Source organism: Vibrio hepatarius (assembly GCF_018860525.1).
Taxonomy (GTDB): Bacteria; Pseudomonadota; Gammaproteobacteria; order Enterobacterales; family Vibrionaceae; genus Vibrio; species Vibrio hepatarius_B.
In genome coordinates this window covers 177,310-196,477 of the sequence record NZ_JAHKPM010000065.1, presented here as the reverse complement: position 1 = coordinate 196,477, position 19,168 = coordinate 177,310, and the positions used below count along the sequence as shown (strand labels likewise).

Below are 19,168 nucleotides of genomic sequence, written 5' to 3'. Positions count from 1 at the left end.
TTGCTAGCCAGCAGGTTCTATAAAGCCCTGTGTTTTTCTATATGCTAATGCGGAGAGGGAGTTATCAGCCAACTCTTTCAAATCATCACGCAGTTTATAGGCTTGTTCTTCCTGATTTTCGATGCATAGGTGTTCGATTTTGCGTGCAAGGTTGGACAATACTCTGTTACCGAGAGCTAATGCTGAACTACCTAGTGTGTGAGTTTCGAATTCGAGAGTATCTTTATCACGATCATCCATTGCTTGATAGATTTTTTTTAAGCGCTCTTGAGATTCATCAAGGTAATGCTCAATGAGCATGGGTAACACTTCTGCGCTTGTGTCTTCTATCATTTGCCTTAAGACAGTTTCATCTACCAGTTCTAAATTCACTTGTTTGTCCCGAGTATTCACTTCTGCACTATTATTGTTTTGGCTAACCTGCGATTCAAGCTGACAATCTATGTGTTCTTTTGGATATGTACTTAAGTCATCACCTAAGAATAGATTAATTTTTTCAATTAGTTGAGATAATCTAACCGGTTTTGCTAAATAGTCATTCATGCCAGCATTTAAGAACATTTCTTTATCGCCTGTTAATGAGTGAGCGGTGAGGGCGATAACAGGAATTTGGTTAATTGATGGGTCTATGTTTGAGCGAAGTTGTTTACAGGTCTGCATCCCATCAAGCTCTGGCATAGAGATGTCCATAAAAATTAAATCGTAATGATATAGCCCAATCATTTCTATGACGCGCTGCCCATTTTCAGCAATATCTACGCTTAAATTCAGTCTGTTAAACATCTCTTGGATAACGAGTTGATTTGCCTTGTTATCTTCTGCGACTAGTATACTAGCATCCGATACTTTTAGCTCAGAGTCACTGTATGGTTTAAGTGGAGCGCCAATATGTTTGTCTGCAAGTTCTAACGTGATTGAGAAAGAGAAGGTGCTTCCAATAGATGGTGTGCTTTCTACCTTAATATGTCCATCCATCAACTTACATAGACGTTTGCATATTGCGAGACCAAGCCCCGAGCCTTCATGGCTACGTGAGTATGTTTGGTCAGCCATGGTAAATTCCTCAAATAGGTAATCCATAGCATTGCGATTAATGCCTATTCCTGTATCGATAACTTTGCATGTTATCTCGGATTTTCCGACATTCAAAGACTTGGCCTCGATTTGTACTGTTACACTCCCACCTTTGGTAAATTTAATGGCATTACCAATGAGGTTATGTAGAACCTGCTTCACACGGTTTTCATCTCCGAAAACATAAGATGGTACGGAACCGTCGACAGTACAACTTAACTCCAATGATCGGGCTCTAGCGGCTGGCAAGAAAATTTCCACAATACTTTCAACACAACGACGGAATTGGAAAGGTTTGTGGTCAAGTATTAATGTATTTGATTCCATTCTCGTGAAGTCTAGAATGTCGTTAATAACACTGAGTAAGAATCGACCTGACTCTGTAGCGGTATTAACTAATTTTCTTTGTTCAGGTAAGAGTTTTGACTCCTCAAGAATGTCTAAAATACCCAGAACACCATTCATTGGTGTACGAATTTCATGTGACATCGAAGCCAAAAAACGGCTCTTTGAATCATTGGCTTCATCCGCTTTACATCTTGCGGTTTTTAGGTCTTTATAACTTTTCTCAAGTTTTTTAGACATCTCGTCAAATGCTCTAGAAACATCTCCAAGCTCATCTTTTGAGTTATCATTGATTTGAAAACCTGGACCTTTTTCACTTACCGTATTTGCAGCATCTATCAGTTTAACTAAGCTTTTTGTTAGATAAGTTCCTAAGAAAAAAGAAAAAATTGCAACTAGTAATACTTCTATAGAGGCAATGCCTATCATCGAATTGTGAGCGTTAATGAGCAAAGAGTTGATATCTGAGACCTCAACTCCAATCTCAATGGTGCCATAATAAATGCCTGCATTTTCAACTTTTATACGAGTGTCAAAAATACCGTCATGAACTGAGTCTAAGGTAAAGTCTTCGTAAATTGACCTATTGAGTAACGCTTTATCACCATCAGAAGATAACTCTTCATCACCTCGCATGACTTTTATGTAAGCGATATCTTCGACAGTCATATACTTTTTAACTAAATTGTCCAAGGTTGAAATGTCAGTTGAAATCATCGCATCTTTTGCTGTGTGGGCAAACATTTCAGCTATTGAATTTGCTCGTTGAAGTAACTGCTTTTCATTTGATTCTGATAAAAAACTCATGGCGCTAAAGGTCAGAGCAACAAGCATGATAGTTTCAATAAAAGCAATACCTAATATGGTTTTTACTCTAAAAGACATAATGATAGTCTCCCATTATCAGTCTGGTACTTTGCCGTTACTTTTAGGCGGAATGAGCTAAAAATTCATTAGTTATTAGCCGTCTACACCATTTTTCACGCCACGACTTCGGCAAAAATTTTAATCGATTTAGTTCTCTGGCCATTTCTTGACCGAGTGTGGCTTGGTTTTTGAGATTTAGTACTGAACCTAAAAAGGAAATCTTGGGGTTATCTAACAACTCTTGAGATTTCTCGATTTGACCTGAGGAGGTCTTGCCACCCATAACAACTAAAACGGTTTGGTCACAGGCACTTGCAACAACCTGAGCTGGTATGTTGCCACGATTGATATGCAGCAATGGAGATGTATCGCAAATGACACGATCATAATGTTGTAGCCATTGATCAACGGTAGTACTAAGTACTGTGGGGTCTTTGTATGCTAATAAGGTTGATGTGGCTTTTGGTACAGGCATACCAGTGAATAGTTGATGTGATGATTTGTGTTCTAATAATATACCAACCCCATCCTCCGAATCGTTGTCATTAAGTACTGGCTCGAAGGCAGGATGAAATAAGTTAAGGTCAACTAATAACGTTTTATGCCCACCCAGTAGGTACCTTTCTGCAATAGCTGATGCGACAGAAGTTACGCCGTCACCTGAGTTGCAGCCGGTTACGCAAAGTGAGCGAGCTTCACTAAACTCTGCGGCCAGATAAATTTGTTCCACTTCCGTCAACGTTGCAGGAATAGTCATCACAAGGCTCCTATAACAACAATGGTTGTAGTAAGGCGTAAGATGTCCTCTAATCCAACTCTCAGCCTTTCTAATAGGCCTTCGCTTCGATCAGGGATATAAATAGTATCTCCAGCTCTAAGGACTGGCAGCTTATACACATTGGCTGTTTTACTAAAATCAATTAAATCAAAGGTTCTTGCTTGACCTTGGCAGCATGACATGTTGACGATTGAAATTTTCTCGAGGTAGGCTCTCTCTGAAGGGCCTCCAGCTTCAGCAAGAATATCTAAGATAGTCATGTTGTCATCAAATACATAACGTCCGGGGCTATTAATTGCTCCAAGTATACGTACTGTTGACTCCTTGCTTCTATCCAACCAAACCTTGTCTTTCTCAGGGATATAAATGGTATCACCCATGGTGATATTCGGTAGTAAACTCTCATCACCCGTTTCAAAATAAAGAGACAAATTCAACTTACTCACTTTTGAATAGGTTTTATCACGATGAGTGATTTTTATATTGTGAATATCAGCATCTTTTGTTGGGCCATCTGCCGCAGATAGAATATCTAAGAAGTGCATTTTTTTAGTGAAACGATATCGCCCTGGAGAATTGACTTGGCCGAAGACATAAATTGATGCGTCTGAACTTTGACGTACCCACTGTGATTTGTTGTCACTAGGATCTTGAGGAAGATCGTGAATACGGATGATGGTTCCTGCTTTGACTTCGGGAAGTTCGGCTGAAGGTGCCCCATTTATAATGAACTCATCGAGGTTAAAACTATGCATTTGCCCATCCGGTGAAACTACTTCAATTTTTGAAGTATCTGCTCTTAGCGTTGGCCCTCCGACATGTGCCAATAAGTGCATCATATCCATTTCATCAGACCATTCAATGCGACCAGGCCTAACCACTTCTCCAATGACACTTACTGCTCGATCAGGAGAGATTTTCAGCCATGATTTCTCATTCATGTCTGTTTTTTCGGGAACAAATATTGCGTCACCAGCGGTAATTTCAGGCGGGGGAAGCGCAGTATTTAGCCCTTCAGTGTATGCAGTTAAGTCAAACTTAACGACTTGACCATCAGCTTTAATAATACGAATTTGACGAGATTCAGCATATCGTGTTGGTCCCCCTGCATTGGCAAGGATATCCATAAATGAAGCACCTTTTTTCCCTTCATAAGCCCCTGGTTGATCTACCTCTCCCATGATGTAAATAACATTAGAACCAGCTCGAATTTCTTCTTCTTGTTTGGGGACAAAAATGGTAGTACCAGGTTGAATGTGGGGTAGCAATGAAATATCACCACTATCAAGATACTCTTTGAGATTGAATATCTGAGGCTTGTTATTACTGATCACTCGAATTTGTTCTACTGATGCATAGCGGGTAACCCCGCCGGCTCGCATCAGAATGTCTACTAAGTCAGATTTTTCTTTAAAGCTAAAAGAGCCAGGAGCATTGACTTCACCAAAGACTTTGACTGCTGTACGACCATCAGCACTATCGCCCGAGTTGGCGAGTTTGCTGGCATCAAATTGTTGTTCAATGTTACCGACTAATGGAGATGCCGGTACGAAAATACTATCGAGTGATTTGAGCTGCGGTAACAAAGTTTCATCACCTGTATCGAGGAAACTTTTATAATTGAATGGGAATTTTTCTTTACCACGCTTGAGCAGAAAATTGTTCAGTTGAGCACCAGAGCGTAAACCACCAGCGGCGTGTATGGCCATTTGTACATCTGAAGTCTTAGATAGAGTGTATTCTCCAGGTGAGTTTACGTAGCCTTGGATCGATATGAGAATTTGTTGTTCGGCAATATATACAGATGCAGTGGATAGGTCGCGGTAAACCTTGCTAAGTGCTTCTATCACAGCTTTTTCGAGTTGTTCCTCGGTGTAACCTGCTACATACAATGCACCAATTTCAGGCAGATTAATCCGACCTCTTTTGTCTACTTGGAACCCTTTGTTAAGTGTTTCTTCTCCGGGTAGGTTCACTTGAACCATATCACCCACTTGAACACGTTCTTGTTCAGAATATACTGGGGCGGTAAGGCTAAGAAACAGTATAATGAGTATGAATCTATTCCATATCATAGTAGCCACCATTCAACTTTTTCTCAGCAAGGTCTTTTGTTTCAATTATCTCAATACTAACTCTTCGGTTGGTGAGTTTAGTTCCTTCAGAATTACCTTCAAAAAGTGGTAGGCTTTCCCCTAAAGATTTTGCCTCTACTCTGTTTGGCTCCAAGCCGAATATTGTCAAATATCGTTTTACCTGTTTTGCTCTAGCCATTGCGAGTTTTCTATTACTTAGTTCATTACCGACTGCGTCGGCGTGACCTGTAACTATGAGGTTAAGAGTTTTATGTTCGCGTAAGATATTGGCTGCTTGAGCTAAATGTCCCATGTACTTGGGGTTGACTTCACTTGACTTAAAGGCAAACTGATTGTCTATATTTAATAGGTTGTATAGCTTATCAATGATAGCCAGCTGCTGCTGAAAACTGAATTGATCATGTGGAGGCACACATTTGGTTTGAGAAGTTACATAGTCAAGCTGTCTTTCAAGTTCGTCTAATCGCTTTCTTTGGATCACAATGTCATTAGCTGCATCGACTAGCAACCCACCTTCTAGTTCACGAGCAATTCTATTTTGTTTTTCTATAGCCTGTACTACTGCTGCGGGAAAACACCAGCGAGCTCCCTCCCTGATTAAAGAGTCTAAGTGTAGCTTGGTGAGTTGCCAATCAAAGCGAAGTCCATGTTCAGGACCAAGAGGTTCATCAGGCATGACGGGAGTAAAGCTTGATTGAATGTATTGTTCAGCTAAACCACCGCGACTTTCTTCAGGGTAGTTGCTGCAACCTACACATAGTATTGCTGTAGGTACAACTAGTGCTATGTGTTTTAAAAAGTTAACCATGCCAACGTCCTTTATTAGTATGTGACTGCCGCTTATAGATTTAATGAGTGCGGGAGTTCACAGGGATAGCCTTATCTATTCGTAAAAGATTAATGATTTCAAGTGGCTGTCCAGTTACATTTTCTATACGCATTTGACGTTCACGTTCTACCAAACGCTTATAGAGATAAACTAAAGCACCAACCCCAGAAGAATCTAAGAAACCGACATTGCGAAAATCAATCTCAACCTCTAAATGTTGATCTGCAATGATTTCGTCAATGTGTTTTTGAGCATAGCGACTTCCGTCGGCATCAAGGTTTCCGTTAATTTCAAGAGTTAGCATTTCAGTAGTTTCAATTTTGCGTAATTCCATGGTCGTATCTCCTAACGTAGTTTAATTGTTTAGAGCAGTTTACGTGCCAAGAAATAAACGCTTAATTTTCAAGATTATAATAAGAATTTAGGTGTAATTCTCACATTGACAACTGGATTTTCTCAATATGAGAGGCACTACGACGATTTAACCTTGTTATGTGAAAGCGAGTAAGTAAAAGTCAGTTAATTGATAGTTTTGTTATATTTTAAAGTTTTGGAAGGTATTCAAATCATAGACCTTTGAGATTGAATTTTGTGTCATTTAACCAACAATCAAGTTTGTTAAAATAATAGTGGATGAAACATATGGATATCAAACTGAGTTGTTTAGCTATCGTATTTTTATCAGTGTTTCCTTGTCGGGCTGAACTGACAGATAAAGCAAGTAGACACTTTCCATTAATGTTGGCAGGCATGTACGATCACAATATTGATGTGAGTTTATATTGGAAAAGTGAAAAACTTGATGGGATTCGAGCGATATGGGACGGAAACAAGCTCATGACTCGAAGTGGCCGAAAAATATATGCACCAGTTTGGTTTATAAAAAAGTTACCTGATTATCCTTTGGAAGGCGAGCTATGGGCTGGTAGAGGTAATTTTCACTTGGTTCAAACCACTGTGCTAGATAAAAAGCCGATTGAAGCATCGTGGTCACAAATACACTTTATGCTGTTTGATATGCCATTGGGATCTGGCAGTTATCGCCAACGTTACGCACACATTGTTCAGTTGGTTGATTCACTCCAAGTTGAGCATATTAAATTTATTGAGCATACGTCTATCTTCTCTGAACAAGAGCTTACTTCATACTTTGACAAAATTGATAAGTCTAAGGGTGAAGGTGTGATGTTGAGAAGGTTTGACGGTGAGTACCATCATGGGAGAGGAGAGCAATTACTTAAAATGAAGAAGCACCAAGATGCCGAAGCTAAAGTTGTGGGTTACAAAGCTGGTAAAGGGCAATTTGAAGGTATGGTAGGATCTTTATTAGTTCAGTTGGAGTCTGGCAATCAATTCTATATAGGAAGCGGATTGACTGAACAGCTCAGGAAAAGGCCGCCACGACTCGGTAGTACTATTACTTTTAGGTATAATGGCTATACGCATACTGGTATCCCTAAGTTTGCCCGCTTTTTACGAGAAAAAGTAGACCATGTTATTGAATAGGGCTCATTCCGCAGCGTTTAAAGAGAACTTGCCAATATTTAACGTGATCTAGAGTCGCTTCTCTAAATATTTGGTGATATTCCCTAATTGGGTAGCGGTACTCAGGGTGGCCTGCATTGGTGAAGTCTAGATAGGGGTTTAGGTCATTATAGATACTATCTACTTTGGCCATATAAGGTTGTATTATCCCGATGAAAAATTCGTTAAATACATTGCGTAGATAATTAAATTGAGTTCTGTCCCTATTGTTTTTGCACAATATAATATTATCGTACTCCTTCAGTTGTTTCGTTACTATTTGTAACTTTAAACTGGTATTAAGCATCGTATAGCTGAGCATGCCCAATATAGGCTGTTTATCTAACACTTCTTGATAGGGTGTCAGTGGCCTTAAAACTACAGAGATTTTTTGGTTATTGCTAACAGAAAACGCACGGTCGATCTGTTTGATCGCCTCTAGAATAATAGAACTTTCTTTTGGGCCATGAATTGACAGTTCATTAGATGACTGGAGCTGTTTTCTCATCGCATCACTGCTAAAAAGAAGGTTTGATAAATGATTAGGCAGTTGGGAAAGTTTCTCTGCTTGGATCTCAATGAGTTGAGACCTTAATGATTTAGATAGGTTTGGATTTTGTATACAACCCTTAAGACCATCATTGAGCTTGACTTGGTAATCATAGTTGCGAAATTGGTCCTGAACTTTTCCTAATATAGAGTTGCGTTCAGCAATAAGGGAAAATAGGCCACACTTTCTCAGCTCATAGCTATTAATCAGGCTAATGCTAACTCTGGGAATGTCTATAAAAAGTGTCTGTTTACTGGGTAAAGTGATACTTCGGTCATCTGGTAGAACAAATGCTGGATGTTCTTGTATATTGGAAATTCTATATAAATATGTTTGTAAAGTTTGATCAATGTGATTTCTATTGAAATTACAAGATGTGATCATAGCGATAGAAAGACAAATTAGAAGAATGCGCATAATTTTAGAATTATCTCAACTTTCCAATGGCTTAATGATAGATTTTAGCAAAGTTTAGTACAGTTAAATTTGGTTATACTATTTATCTGCAAAACTTAGTTGAGTTTTCTCTGGTTGCTTATGCATCCATTGAAGGCGAATTCCAAGCATTAATGCAGCAGAGGAAAGCCCGATGATAAAACCAATCCAGAATCCCTTGGCTCCCATGGGTTCAAAAAGCCAATCTGTCATCGCCAGAACATAGCCTATTGGTAGTCCCAATACCCAATAGGCTATAAATGTACGGTTGAAGATCGCCGCCATATCCTTGTATCCGCGTAATGCGCCTGCGGCAACCACTTGGATAGCATCTGTTACTTGATATAGAGCAGCAAACAAAAGCAGTTGCATCGCAATACTTATAACAGCGCGGTTGTCTGTATAGAGTAGAGCGATGAATTCTCTAAATGATACGGTGAACAGAGCGGTTACTAGTGCTAAAACAACAGATATGCCGATAGCAACATGTGAGGCGATAGTGGCTCCTCTAACATTACCTTCGCCCAAGCTATGACCAATGCGGATGCTTGTGGCAACACCAATACTCATTGGGAGCATAAAAATCAATGAAGAAAAATTCATTGTTACTTGATGAGCAGCAACAATCAGTGACCCTAGTGGAGCAATGAGTATAGAGACAACGGCAAACAAAGTGACTTCAAAAAAGAGCGCAGCAGCAACGGGAAAACCTAGTTTGAATAGTCGTATTAGTGAATGCAGGTGAGGTCGATGAAAATGACCAAACAAGTTAATATGAGCCACTCTTTTAGAGGTGACAACATATATCAGAAGTAAAATGAACATTAGCCAATATACAATTGCTGTTGCAACACCACATCCGACACCTCCAAGAGCTGGTGCGCCAAACTTTCCATATACAAATATCCAATTTAGAGGGATGTTGAATACTAACCCAATAAAGCCAATGACCATTGCTGGTTGTGTTAAGGACATACCATCTGTAAAACTGCGTAATGTTTGAAAAAGTAAGAAGGCTGGAACAGCGTAAACAACAGCGTACATGTAACCTGCGGTTTTGTCTGCCATTAATGTCTCGACACTCATCCATTCCATTATTGTTGGTGTTTGCAATAAGATAACAATGATTGGAATAGAAATTAGTATTGCCATTGCGCCGCCTTGTTGAACTTCAAACGGAATTTTGACTTGTCTACCAGAGCCGTTGAGTTGAGCCACGACTGGAATTAAAACCATCAGAAGCCCGACACCAAATAGTATAGAAGGCAACCAAATACTGGATGCAATCGATACAGCTGCCATATCAATTGCACTTACACCACCGGCCATAACAGTATCAACAAAGCCCATTCCTGTTTGTGCTACAGAAGCAATTAATACAGGGGTTGCAAGTTTGACTAGCTTAATTACTTCTTGTCTGTAGAGGTGCACTTTAACTCCAAAAGTATTGGTCATGTGATTTGTGCTAAGCCAGATTAAGAAATCAGTGGGAGACATGATACTGATGAAAAGAGTATGGCTGGGCAGTCATAAGATTGTAATCTTGGATAATAAATAATTATGCTGAAATCTACCACTAAAACATGATGGCTAAATTACTATTTTAAGAGCAGATGCCATGGTGAAAAGTTATCAGTGTGGTTGAATTTATAATGACATTATATTTTTTATTAAAGTGATTTTTATCAAGTTATAGGAGGGCTTTTAGATAGGTTTACCGAAAACTAAAACCGATAAAAAGTATTGAAACAATACCGTGGATAGTTTGTTTATTTCTATCCCACAAGCTAGAACTATTCAACTAATATGTAAGGATATCATTAATCGCTGTTTCACATTGATCCAAGTAAGCACCGCCAAACTGATTGTAATGGTTCAGTAAATGGTAAAGATTATAGATGCCTTTGCGTTGATGATACCCAGCCTCTAGTGGAAATGTATTTTTATATCCTTGGTAAAATTCAGGCTGAAATTTACCAAATAGTTCTGTCATCGCGAGATCGCACTCCCTATCTCCCCAATAAGACGCTGGATCGTAACATATTGGTCCAAAAACTGAGTTAGCAACGTTTCCGTACCAAAGATCACCGTGTAATAAAGATGCTTGAGGTTGATGATTGGCCAGTCTATCTTGGATTAGGTGAGTAAAGTCACTAATATTGACCAAAGTTACTCCTTTTTCTTTCATAAGTTGTAGCTGCCAGCCTATGCGTTGTTCAGCAAAAAAACGTCCCCATTTCCGATCCCATTTATTAGGTTGTAAAGTCGAACCAATATAATTGTCTTGGTCGAAGCCATATTCTTTTTGTTCTCCCCACTGGTGCAATTTTGCAAGTTGCTGACCAAATTCGTAGCTTTTATCGGCTTCATCAAGGGGTTTTATTGGTAAGTAATTAAGTATAAGAAATGCGTGGTCTTTGGTTTTTCCTGTATGGATATGTTCGGGAACCGAAACACTGCCACTTTGTCTCAGAATGTGGATGCTTTCTGCTTCGATTTCAAATTTAGAATAGAAGTCTCGTTGATTTATTTTAACAAAATAGCGTTGTTCACCGTCACTTATCATATAACAATGGTTAATATCACCTCCACTGATAGCGTTTTTTTCGATAATATCAAAGGAAAACATAAGTGTTTCAGACAATTGATTAGCAATGGCTTGCCACATATCTTGTTCCATCATTATGAGGAGTTCAATATTGATATTGTAGATTAAGGCATTGCTCAATTCTTAATCAGACAGCAAAAAATTCAATCGTTTAGCTGAGCTTTTCGATAAAATAATTATTATGTGATCTTCATCATGCTTGTGGGTAGGTAATTCATGATTATTGAGCGAAATGATCTAACAATATATGTGTCCCAGAGCTGGCCCTAATAGGTTGTAAAGTATAGTCTCATGAGACATGTATGAATTTTAGAATTTATACATGTCTATGAATCGAATTGGGTTGTGAAAAATCAATCATATGTCTTAGTATTAGGTAGTGACTCGAAAACATAAAAACGAATGGAGAACGACAGTGGTTGTTGAAACCGATGGCTATCTTGCACTTATTGAGCACTTGGCTTTTAATCTCGATATATTTTCATCGGATGATGGTGATGTCGGGGCAGAGAGTGTTGAGGATGTTGTTACTGATATGGTGGCGAGTAATATCATGACCATTTTTGAGCAAAATCCAGAGTTACATTCCACGGTTCGATTTCAGTTGTTGAAAGAAGTAGATGCTGTTGTTGAAGATTTGGGTGAAGTTCTTGCTGGGGTTTGGTCAAAGCCTGCGACAAATGGACAGATTACTTTTCTCGATGAATTGATAGCTCTTCTCAAAAACTTATTTGATTCCGCAGTGGCAAAATACGATTAAAAATCAATCCAAATTGGACGGGGAAGTGACCCGTCTAAAATGCCAAAATTTCGAAGCCCAATAAGGGTTATCTAATCTAGAAATGATCACTCCTTTTGATGTCGAAGCGTGTACAAACTGTTTCTTACCAATATATATACCTACATGTCTGACAGAAGGAGATGTTTTGAAAAACGTTAAGTCTCCTATTTGTGCGTTCTGATAATTAACGTTATAACCAAGCTTTACTTGTAAGCTGGTGGTTCGGGGTAAACGTATATTAAGAACACTAAGGTATACCCGTTGAACAAAAGCTGAGCAATCAATTCCGTATCGATTGCTGCCCCCCAACTGGTATGGAACACCTTCCCAATCATGGTAGAAACTTAGTAAGTTGTGTTTGAGTTCATTAGCACTGGGTGAAACTAATGTATTAGTACTGATCTCACTCTCTGCTAAAAATTGATTTTCAGTGTGAGAAGAGCACCCAGTGATGATGAGGATTAAAAGTATTACTTGTATTTGTCGTATCAGCCTATCCATGGTATCAATTACTATTTATTCCTAAATGGTTGAGTGATCATTCTATCGATTCTTTGTTCACTTTCTGTTTCAAACAATGGGATACCAATTTTTATATTCTGATGCCCCAACTCTGGTTGAGCGATGTAAGTGTTAAAATACTTATCCCAAATGGACAAAAAGAAGCCAAAGTTCGAGTGCGTTTCTCGTGGCGTTTTAGAGTGATGCACTCGATGCATATCAGGTGTGACAATGACTTTACGCATCAATGAGTCGAATCTCAACGATAAACGAGCATTACTATGATTAAACATGGCACTTGCATTGAGTAAGATTTCAAAAACAACCACGGCAATGGGAGAGATACCCAATGACATAACGGCAGCAATTTTAATCCACATTGAAATCATAATTTCAATAGGATGAAATCGAGTTCCTGTGGTGACATCAATGTCTTGATCGCTATGATGCATTCTATGCAATCTCCAAAGCCATGGTATTTTGTGAAAGGCAATATGTTGAACATAGATTACAAAATCAAGGAGTAGGATGCATAGGATAAACTCAGCAAGTTTTGGTAATTGAATAAAATTCAATAACCCGAAGTGGTTTTGTTGCGCAATATTGGCAGTTTCAAAGGCGAGGATTGGCATGAATAAGCTAAGGAATATTGAATTAAATGAGACCAAACTAAGGTTGTTTACCCAACGCAGCCGCTTGCTTTGGCAAAGTTGTCTTTTCGGCATTGTCCATTCCCACAATGCACATGCTAATAAAACGACAATAAATATACTCAGTCGAATGATATCTAGATTATTCATAGAGTAACTTTCCTCCAGTCTTGCGTTTGCAACATGTCTATCACAGTGTAAGCTAGTGTCTTTTCATCATTATCTACCAATCTCAATGAGAATCCACTCATATCATCGCTTGTATAAACAGCGCTTATTGTGTTCAACTCGGTCCTTTAAAGCTAGAGGCAGTAAGGTTAACCGATGTCAATTTTGTCAAGTTGAACAAAACCTCTGTCTATGCCCTTATCAACCTGAAGTTGATGCAAATATTGCAATCATACTACTATTATCGAGTAATGAAGTATTTAAGCCCAGTAACACAGGACGTTTAATTCTAGATACGATAAAGGAGGGGTATGCGTATCAATGGAGCCGAACTGATCCTGATAAACAAATGTTGGAACTTATGAACAACCCACAATACCAGCCGATTGTGGTTTTTCCAAAAGAGAACGTTGAGTCTAAGTGTCGTATATTAGATTTAAATAACGCATGGCTTAACCATGGTAAAAAGCCATTACTGATTTTTTTGGATGGAAGTTGGAGAGAAGCGAGACGAATGTTCAGAAAGTCCCCCTATCTAGATAGCTTGCCGGTACTTTCCATTTCGCCTCAATCTCTCTCACAGTATGTAATGAGGCGTAGTGATAACTCTCAGCACCTCGCAACAGCAGAAGTCGCAAGTATAGTATTTAGTCAGTTGGGTGAAAAATTGGCGGCACAAACTTTGTCATTATGGTTTGATGTATTTAAAGAGACTTATCTGATGAGTAAAAGCCAAAGTAAATCAGATATTCAAAGGCCGAAATTACAACACTATCTTAATCGCGAGAATCCATCTTAGGCGGTTGCGAGTCTTAGCTACAAACTGGAGTAGTTCAAGCTTGCTTGTGGTGATGCTCTAATCAATCAGACTTGGATGGTACACAAATAGGTGTGGTGTCACTGATTGTGGGTCTATTGATATAGATAATGAAAAATTACAGTGTTTTGTCTAAGTGTTAGGAGAGGTTAATGTTTTACGGTTTTGATGTTGGAGGAACAAAGATTGAGTTTGGTGCCTTTAACGATCAACTAGAGCGTGTTGTAACAGAACGCGTTGCTACACCAACAGATGACTATCAACTGCTTATCAATACCATTGCAGAGTTAGTTGAGAAATATGATGAACAACTGGGGTACAAAGGGAATATCGGACTTGGGATCCCAGGAATGGAAAATGCTGACGACCAAACTGTGTTGACCGTTAATATTCCAGCTGCAAACGGTAAGCCACTGCGTAAAGATTTGGAAGCGAGGATCGGTCGTCAAATTAAAATTGAAAATGATGCAAATTGCTTTGCTTTATCTGAAGCTTGGGACAAAAGCCTTGAGGGAGAAGAATCCGTTCTTGGGCTTATTCTCGGTACTGGGTTTGGTGGTGGTATAGTGCATGACGGTAAGGTCTTGTCTGGTCGGAATCATGTAGCTGGCGAAGTAGGGCACATGCGACTGCCTCTCGATGCATGGCTTTATCTGGGAGAAAATGCACCTTTATTTGGCTGTGGATGTGGTAAAAGCGGTTGTTTAGATAACTACCTATCTGGACGTGGCTTTGAATTACTCTATACGCACTATTTTGGGGAAGAAAAAAAGGCGCTTGATATTATCAGTGCCTATCAAACTAGAGAGAATAAAGCGGTAGAGCATGTTGATCGTTTTATGGAATTGTTGGCAATTTGTTTAGCCAATATTTTTACTATTAATGATCCTCATGCTGTGGTTTTAGGTGGTGGGCTGTCAAATTTTGAGGCGATTTATGAAGAGATGCCTAAACGTATCCCTAAATATCTGCTTTCTGTTGCTAAGTGTCCAAAGATTATCAAAGCTCAACACGGAGATTCCGGTGGCGTGCGCGGTGCTGCGTTCCTAAATATCAAATAAAAAAAGAGCTTGCCAAGGCAAGCTCTTTTAATATGTTTAGATACACATCTTTTCTGTGTTTAGTGATTATAAATCAACGACACAAGAAACGTATCTAGCTTGGTCAGCCGTTGCATCGGTAAGGTTATTAGCTTCTCTTGGCTCAAGCAGTCTAAAGTTATCAAACTTACCGTTCCAAGATTGCCAAGCTTGATATGGAAGACCTACGGGCCACCCAAAACGGTCGTACATACTTCCAACGGATGCTTCAAAATCAGTCATATACATTAGCTCATTCCATGAGGGGATTTGCCACCCAGTTTTACCAGCGAACTCTATTTCATTTAGCTTTTCACACCAACGATATGCTTGACCAAATTTACCAGCATCATGATCCATTGGGCCAACAGTTGTTGGGGGTATTGCATTAAGGCCATCTTGGCGAAATGCAGCAAAGCTAAAACCGGCAGGGCCATCGTTGCCATCTTCAGTTTTGGCTTGAGCGTAACTGTCACCCGAGTTATTTGGAGTGTCATCTTCAGGAGTCGTTATGTAACCGAGCTTATTCATTAATTGAAGCGATGGTGTACTTGTAAACCACTTGTATTTGTTGTTGCTTGGATCAAGAATCTCTCTTATCTTCAGACACTCGCCTGATGCTGTGCTCTTGCTGTCATCATCAATACCACCGCCCAGGTTTTTGTTTAGGGTGTTGCCTGTTGTGTGTCCACAAACTAACGTTTCTATCACATCAAGAGTAACAGGGTCGCTTGTTACACCATTGAGGGTCGCAGTAACTTGAGTCGTACCTAGCATATTAGGTAATGCAACACCTTCATCATCAAACGATACTATGTTATTTGTGACTTCAAACTTGACCAGACTAGTAATATCTTGCTCACTGCCATCGTCGTATTTACCAGAAACTTGATATTGAAGAGAAGAATAAATTTCTCTATTTCCTGTCTCTATGGTGAGTTCATAGACTCGAGCTTCTGGATTCACGGTAACTTGATTAGATCCACCTGTATTTGAGTTATTTGAGCTCACGTTGTCACCTTCGAAAGCGCCTCCGGAGCCGCAACCTACTAGTAGTAAAATTGTTGCTGCTAAAGTGGTCAGTTGTATAGTGTATTTTACTTTGTTCATTTTGGGACCCTAATTACTCTGAAACAAAAACAGTGATATCAACACGTCGGTTTAAAGCTCGACCTTCAATGGTTTCGTTGCTCGCAATAGGGGCCATTTCTCCATATCCTTGGACTATGATGCGCTCTTTATCTACGCCGTTATTTTCGAGTTTTGTTGCAATATATATCGCTCGCTTTTTAGAAAGTTTTTGGTTGTAGGCTTCAGAACCCGAAGAATCTGTGTGACCAATTACTTTCACCTTGGCTGTAGGGTTGTCTGCAAGTAGTTGGGCAATATGCTGAATTTCTTTTTGCTGAAGAGACAACTCTGCTTGATCGACCCCGAATGTTTTCATTTCTTTTGAAAGTTGAGTTGAAAAGTGATAAATAGTGCGAGGTTCTACAAGTTCTGGTTTACATTCTTCTTTGGGAGTCTCTATAGGTTCAGGAATGATTATCTGAGGTTCGTCAGCACGTCCAAATCGATAGGTCAGCCCGATAAGAGCGCCATGACTATCAAATTCACCAGTGTTCTGGCTTCCTATGCCATCTATGTATTGGTAACCAATATCTAGATATAAGTTTTCTGCTACGGGGGTGGTGATACCAAGTTTGTAAATAGGAGAGAATCCATCATCACTGATATTGGTATTGATTGAAGATTTGTCTAGCGACCAATAAGCCGCCCCAGCATACCCATAGACAGATAACTGTTTATAAACTGGGTAGGTATAACGGAGGCCAGTGCGGAACAAAGAAGTATCTACTTGGATAAAATTATAAGCGCTATCCATTTGACCTAGATATTGATAACCCAAATCCCAACTTAGAGTGTCAGTTAGGTTAATGCCGCCATAGATGCCGCCAATAGCACTGTGTGGGTCGCTTTGAGCATAGTTATTATCAGATGAAACTTGATAACCACCCTCCACACCAACAAAATAACTAATACTATTTGTGCTGTTTTCGATATTTGATGCAAAGCTTAAAGCAGGTATAACAAGCAACATGCTTGATAATGAATAGAAACTTTTAATAGAACGCATAATAATCATGAATCTCACCTGTGTAAAACTGGTGCAGATGCTATCTTTGTTCTAAAAAAACACAAATGAAATAATAATGAATTTATCAATTAATTATGAATTATTGACTGTTATGTTAATTCAATAAAATTCAAATATTATCATGTATTTTAAATCACTGATCTTAAGTGCTTTTATTGTCGATTCTATCATTTTATTGGTATTTTATTACCAGGTTGGATTTGGTTTTTTAGATGAATTTAATAAAGAAAGATTAATCTAACCTATACGTTATATGTATTGTTGAATATAGACGTCAGGGATTAATCTCAACGTATTGGTAATAACAAAGGCCGATGAAGTATATCTTTAATGGTTAAGCATTAAGTTACTAACGTGTTGTGTGAAAGATTTAATAGTAGGTGCTTTAAAATTGGTTACACGGTGAAGGTAAAACTTAAGTAAACTCTGGGGTTATAACAAGGATAACCCCTAAGTAATTTTATTTTCCCTTGGAGCTGATACTGCGATTTTCTTTTTGTGCAAGAGTGATTTTATCAAAGCCTAACTTTCTAAAGTGATTGTCTCGAAAGTTTCGAACTGACTTTGTATCTGATATTGCTTCAATTTGCTGTTCCATTTTCAGATAGTCAGAGATATCGATGCCTTCTGCTTGGGCAACGGCTTCATGGATATTGTGATGTTGTTGGTAAGAAAACGTCAATGTTTTCTTTTTACCTTTGTATGTGTATTCGATTGTACGTGCCATAAGAATCTCTGCTGCCAGTAGAGCGGTAATAATTCACATATAATAAGGAGTATTTTGCACTTATGTGAGCTAATTGTCACCTTCTCTAAAAATCTGCTCAAGATCTAAAGTTCATTAGCATTGTTACTGCGGGAAAAGCCGAGCTCTTTAACCGATGAACGGTTGGTTAAAAATACAGTATTAGGAAACCAATCTAGCATCCATCAATCGTTAATTTATTGAAACTAGCGAATGAAAGGAAAAGAATTATCTTTAGTATTAGTTAGTTAAGGAAAAAGTGAGCGGTTATAAGTTTTTTTAAAAAAATATATATTCTGGGTGCATCCAAAACTCATCCGAGTACGTCTCTTGTATGAAACCTTTTATAGTTAGGAGAATACATGAAGCGTCATATTAGCGTAGCCGTTTTAACATTGGCAGTTGTCAGTACATTTTCTATTGCATCGCCAACACTTGACTCGACTATTAAGCACCAACCAAAAGATGGTGTGATTAATGTGTATGGTCCAGGAGGCCCTGATACTGCATTGCGTAATGCAGCGAAAGCATATACAACGAAAACGGGTGTACCTGTAGAGGTTATTGCTGGCCCTGAATCTAGATGGACTCGTGATGCACAGAAAAATGCCGATTTAATCTTTGGTTCGTCGGAGCAATCCATGAGCGCTTTTGTTGAAACCTATCCGTTCATCACCGATGAGAATGTTCAACCTATTTACCTAAGAAGAGCTGTCATCGCCGTTCCAAAAGGGAACCCGAAAAAAATCACTGGCATTCAAGATTTACTTGATCGTCCTTCGCGTATCGTGGTAACTGAGGGCCTAGGTGTATACAACACGTCAGGTACAGGTGTATGGGAGGATATAGCCGGGCGTAGAGGCTCGTTGGCTGATGTTAAAAACTTTCGCAGTAAAATTATTGCCTACGCCAAAGGAAGCGGGGCGAGTTTCAAAGCATTTCAATCACAGAAGGCTGATGCTTGGATAACCTGGATTCACTGGCCTCTAAACCATTCAGATAAAGTTGATTATGTCGAAATTGAACAAGAGAGACGGATTTACCGCGATCTGAACTTAGCAAAAACTCAGGGTGCAGAACCCCAAACTCAGGACTTTATCAATTTTGTAAATAGTGAAGAAGGTAAGCCATTTTTTACACGTGAAGGCTGGACTCAATAGTTA

Annotated in this window: 18 protein-coding genes; 5 read left to right on the top strand and 13 right to left on the bottom strand. The window is 39.1% G+C overall.

What is annotated here, in order from left to right; genetic code table 11:
* Nucleotides 1–3: 3 nt before the first annotated feature.
* Genes KO511_RS20090 through KO511_RS20070 form a run of 5 tightly spaced genes read right to left on the bottom strand, consistent with a single transcriptional unit; the run spans nucleotide 4 to nucleotide 6,323 of the window.
* Complete coding sequence (locus tag KO511_RS20090) at nucleotides 4–2,304, bottom strand: ATP-binding protein (RefSeq protein WP_215989157.1); 2,301 nt, start codon at nucleotides 2,302–2,304, stop codon at nucleotides 4–6.
* 43 nt (nucleotides 2,305–2,347) lie between these two features.
* A complete protein-coding gene (locus tag KO511_RS20085; RefSeq protein ID WP_215989156.1) occupies nucleotides 2,348–3,043 on the bottom strand; it encodes a CpsD/CapB family tyrosine-protein kinase in 696 nt (231 codons plus the stop codon).
* Complete coding sequence (locus KO511_RS20080) at nucleotides 3,043–5,139, bottom strand: SLBB domain-containing protein (RefSeq protein ID WP_215989155.1); 2,097 nt, start codon at nucleotides 5,137–5,139, stop codon at nucleotides 3,043–3,045. The genes KO511_RS20085 and KO511_RS20080 overlap by 1 nt, the downstream gene beginning before the upstream one ends.
* Complete coding sequence (locus tag KO511_RS20075) at nucleotides 5,126–5,968, bottom strand: OmpA family protein (protein ID WP_215989154.1); 843 nt, start codon at nucleotides 5,966–5,968, stop codon at nucleotides 5,126–5,128. The genes KO511_RS20080 and KO511_RS20075 overlap by 14 nt, the downstream gene beginning before the upstream one ends.
* A gap of 40 nt (nucleotides 5,969–6,008) precedes the next feature.
* Nucleotides 6,009–6,323 (bottom strand): STAS domain-containing protein, encoded by a 315-nt coding sequence (locus tag KO511_RS20070; protein WP_125322966.1) that lies wholly within the window; start codon nucleotides 6,321–6,323, stop codon nucleotides 6,009–6,011.
* Nucleotides 6,324–6,631: 308 nt separating this feature from the next.
* Between KO511_RS20070 and KO511_RS20065 the strand changes: the two genes are divergently transcribed.
* Complete coding sequence (locus KO511_RS20065; RefSeq protein WP_215989153.1) at nucleotides 6,632–7,495, top strand: DNA ligase; 864 nt, start codon at nucleotides 6,632–6,634, stop codon at nucleotides 7,493–7,495.
* Here the strand turns inward: KO511_RS20065 and KO511_RS20060 are convergent.
* The 3 genes from KO511_RS20060 to KO511_RS20050 form a co-directional block, all read right to left on the bottom strand.
* Entirely contained in the window at nucleotides 7,485–8,480 is a 996-nt protein-coding gene (locus tag KO511_RS20060) for a DUF3080 domain-containing protein (protein WP_252724464.1), read from the bottom strand. The two genes, KO511_RS20065 and KO511_RS20060, sit on opposite strands and share 11 nt — an antisense overlap.
* 78 nt (nucleotides 8,481–8,558) lie before the next feature.
* Complete coding sequence (locus KO511_RS20055; RefSeq protein WP_252724463.1) at nucleotides 8,559–9,953, bottom strand: MATE family efflux transporter; 1,395 nt, start codon at nucleotides 9,951–9,953, stop codon at nucleotides 8,559–8,561.
* 346 nt (nucleotides 9,954–10,299) lie between these two features.
* A complete protein-coding gene (locus KO511_RS20050) occupies nucleotides 10,300–11,166 on the bottom strand; it encodes a fructosamine kinase family protein (protein ID WP_215989152.1) in 867 nt (288 codons plus the stop codon).
* Nucleotides 11,167–11,521: 355 nt separating this feature from the next.
* Between KO511_RS20050 and KO511_RS20045 the strand changes: the two genes are divergently transcribed.
* Entirely contained in the window at nucleotides 11,522–11,866 is a 345-nt protein-coding gene (locus tag KO511_RS20045; RefSeq protein WP_215989188.1) for a DUF3802 family protein, read from the top strand.
* A gap of 3 nt (nucleotides 11,867–11,869) precedes the next feature.
* Here KO511_RS20045 and KO511_RS20040 read toward each other — a convergent pair whose 3' ends face one another.
* Nucleotides 11,870–12,388 (bottom strand): C40 family peptidase, encoded by a 519-nt coding sequence (locus KO511_RS20040; protein WP_215989151.1) that lies wholly within the window; start codon nucleotides 12,386–12,388, stop codon nucleotides 11,870–11,872.
* Between the two features lie 11 nt (nucleotides 12,389–12,399).
* Nucleotides 12,400–13,188, bottom strand: coding sequence for a sterol desaturase family protein (locus KO511_RS20035; RefSeq protein WP_215989150.1), 789 nt, complete (start codon nucleotides 13,186–13,188; stop codon nucleotides 12,400–12,402).
* 85 nt (nucleotides 13,189–13,273) lie between these two features.
* Here KO511_RS20035 and KO511_RS20030 point away from each other — a divergent pair, with 85 nt between their 5' ends.
* Nucleotides 13,274–14,005, top strand: coding sequence for a tRNA-uridine aminocarboxypropyltransferase (locus KO511_RS20030; protein ID WP_215989149.1), 732 nt, complete (start codon nucleotides 13,274–13,276; stop codon nucleotides 14,003–14,005).
* A 170-nt stretch (nucleotides 14,006–14,175) separates the two neighbouring features.
* Nucleotides 14,176–15,084 carry an N-acetylglucosamine kinase gene (nagK, locus tag KO511_RS20025; protein WP_215989148.1) on the top strand — a complete coding sequence of 303 codons (909 nt, stop codon included), beginning with the start codon at nucleotides 14,176–14,178 and terminating at the stop codon, nucleotides 15,082–15,084.
* A 66-nt stretch (nucleotides 15,085–15,150) separates the two neighbouring features.
* Here the strand turns inward: nagK and KO511_RS20020 are convergent, their stop codons facing one another.
* From KO511_RS20020 to KO511_RS20010, 3 genes are all read right to left on the bottom strand, one after another.
* Entirely contained in the window at nucleotides 15,151–16,212 is a 1,062-nt protein-coding gene (locus KO511_RS20020; protein WP_215989147.1) for a DUF1566 domain-containing protein, read from the bottom strand.
* 13 nt (nucleotides 16,213–16,225) lie between these two features.
* Nucleotides 16,226–17,248 carry an OmpA family protein gene (locus KO511_RS20015; protein ID WP_215989146.1) on the bottom strand — a complete coding sequence of 341 codons (1,023 nt, stop codon included), beginning with the start codon at nucleotides 17,246–17,248 and terminating at the stop codon, nucleotides 16,226–16,228.
* Nucleotides 17,249–17,720: 472 nt separating this feature from the next.
* Nucleotides 17,721–17,987, bottom strand: coding sequence for a DUF2960 domain-containing protein (locus KO511_RS20010; protein WP_215989145.1), 267 nt, complete (start codon nucleotides 17,985–17,987; stop codon nucleotides 17,721–17,723).
* Nucleotides 17,988–18,367: 380 nt separating this feature from the next.
* On the opposite strand from KO511_RS20010, the gene KO511_RS20005 reads away from it, so the two are divergent.
* Nucleotides 18,368–19,165 (top strand): substrate-binding domain-containing protein, encoded by a 798-nt coding sequence (locus tag KO511_RS20005; protein ID WP_215989144.1) that lies wholly within the window; start codon nucleotides 18,368–18,370, stop codon nucleotides 19,163–19,165.
* Nucleotides 19,166–19,168: the final 3 nt, after the last annotated feature.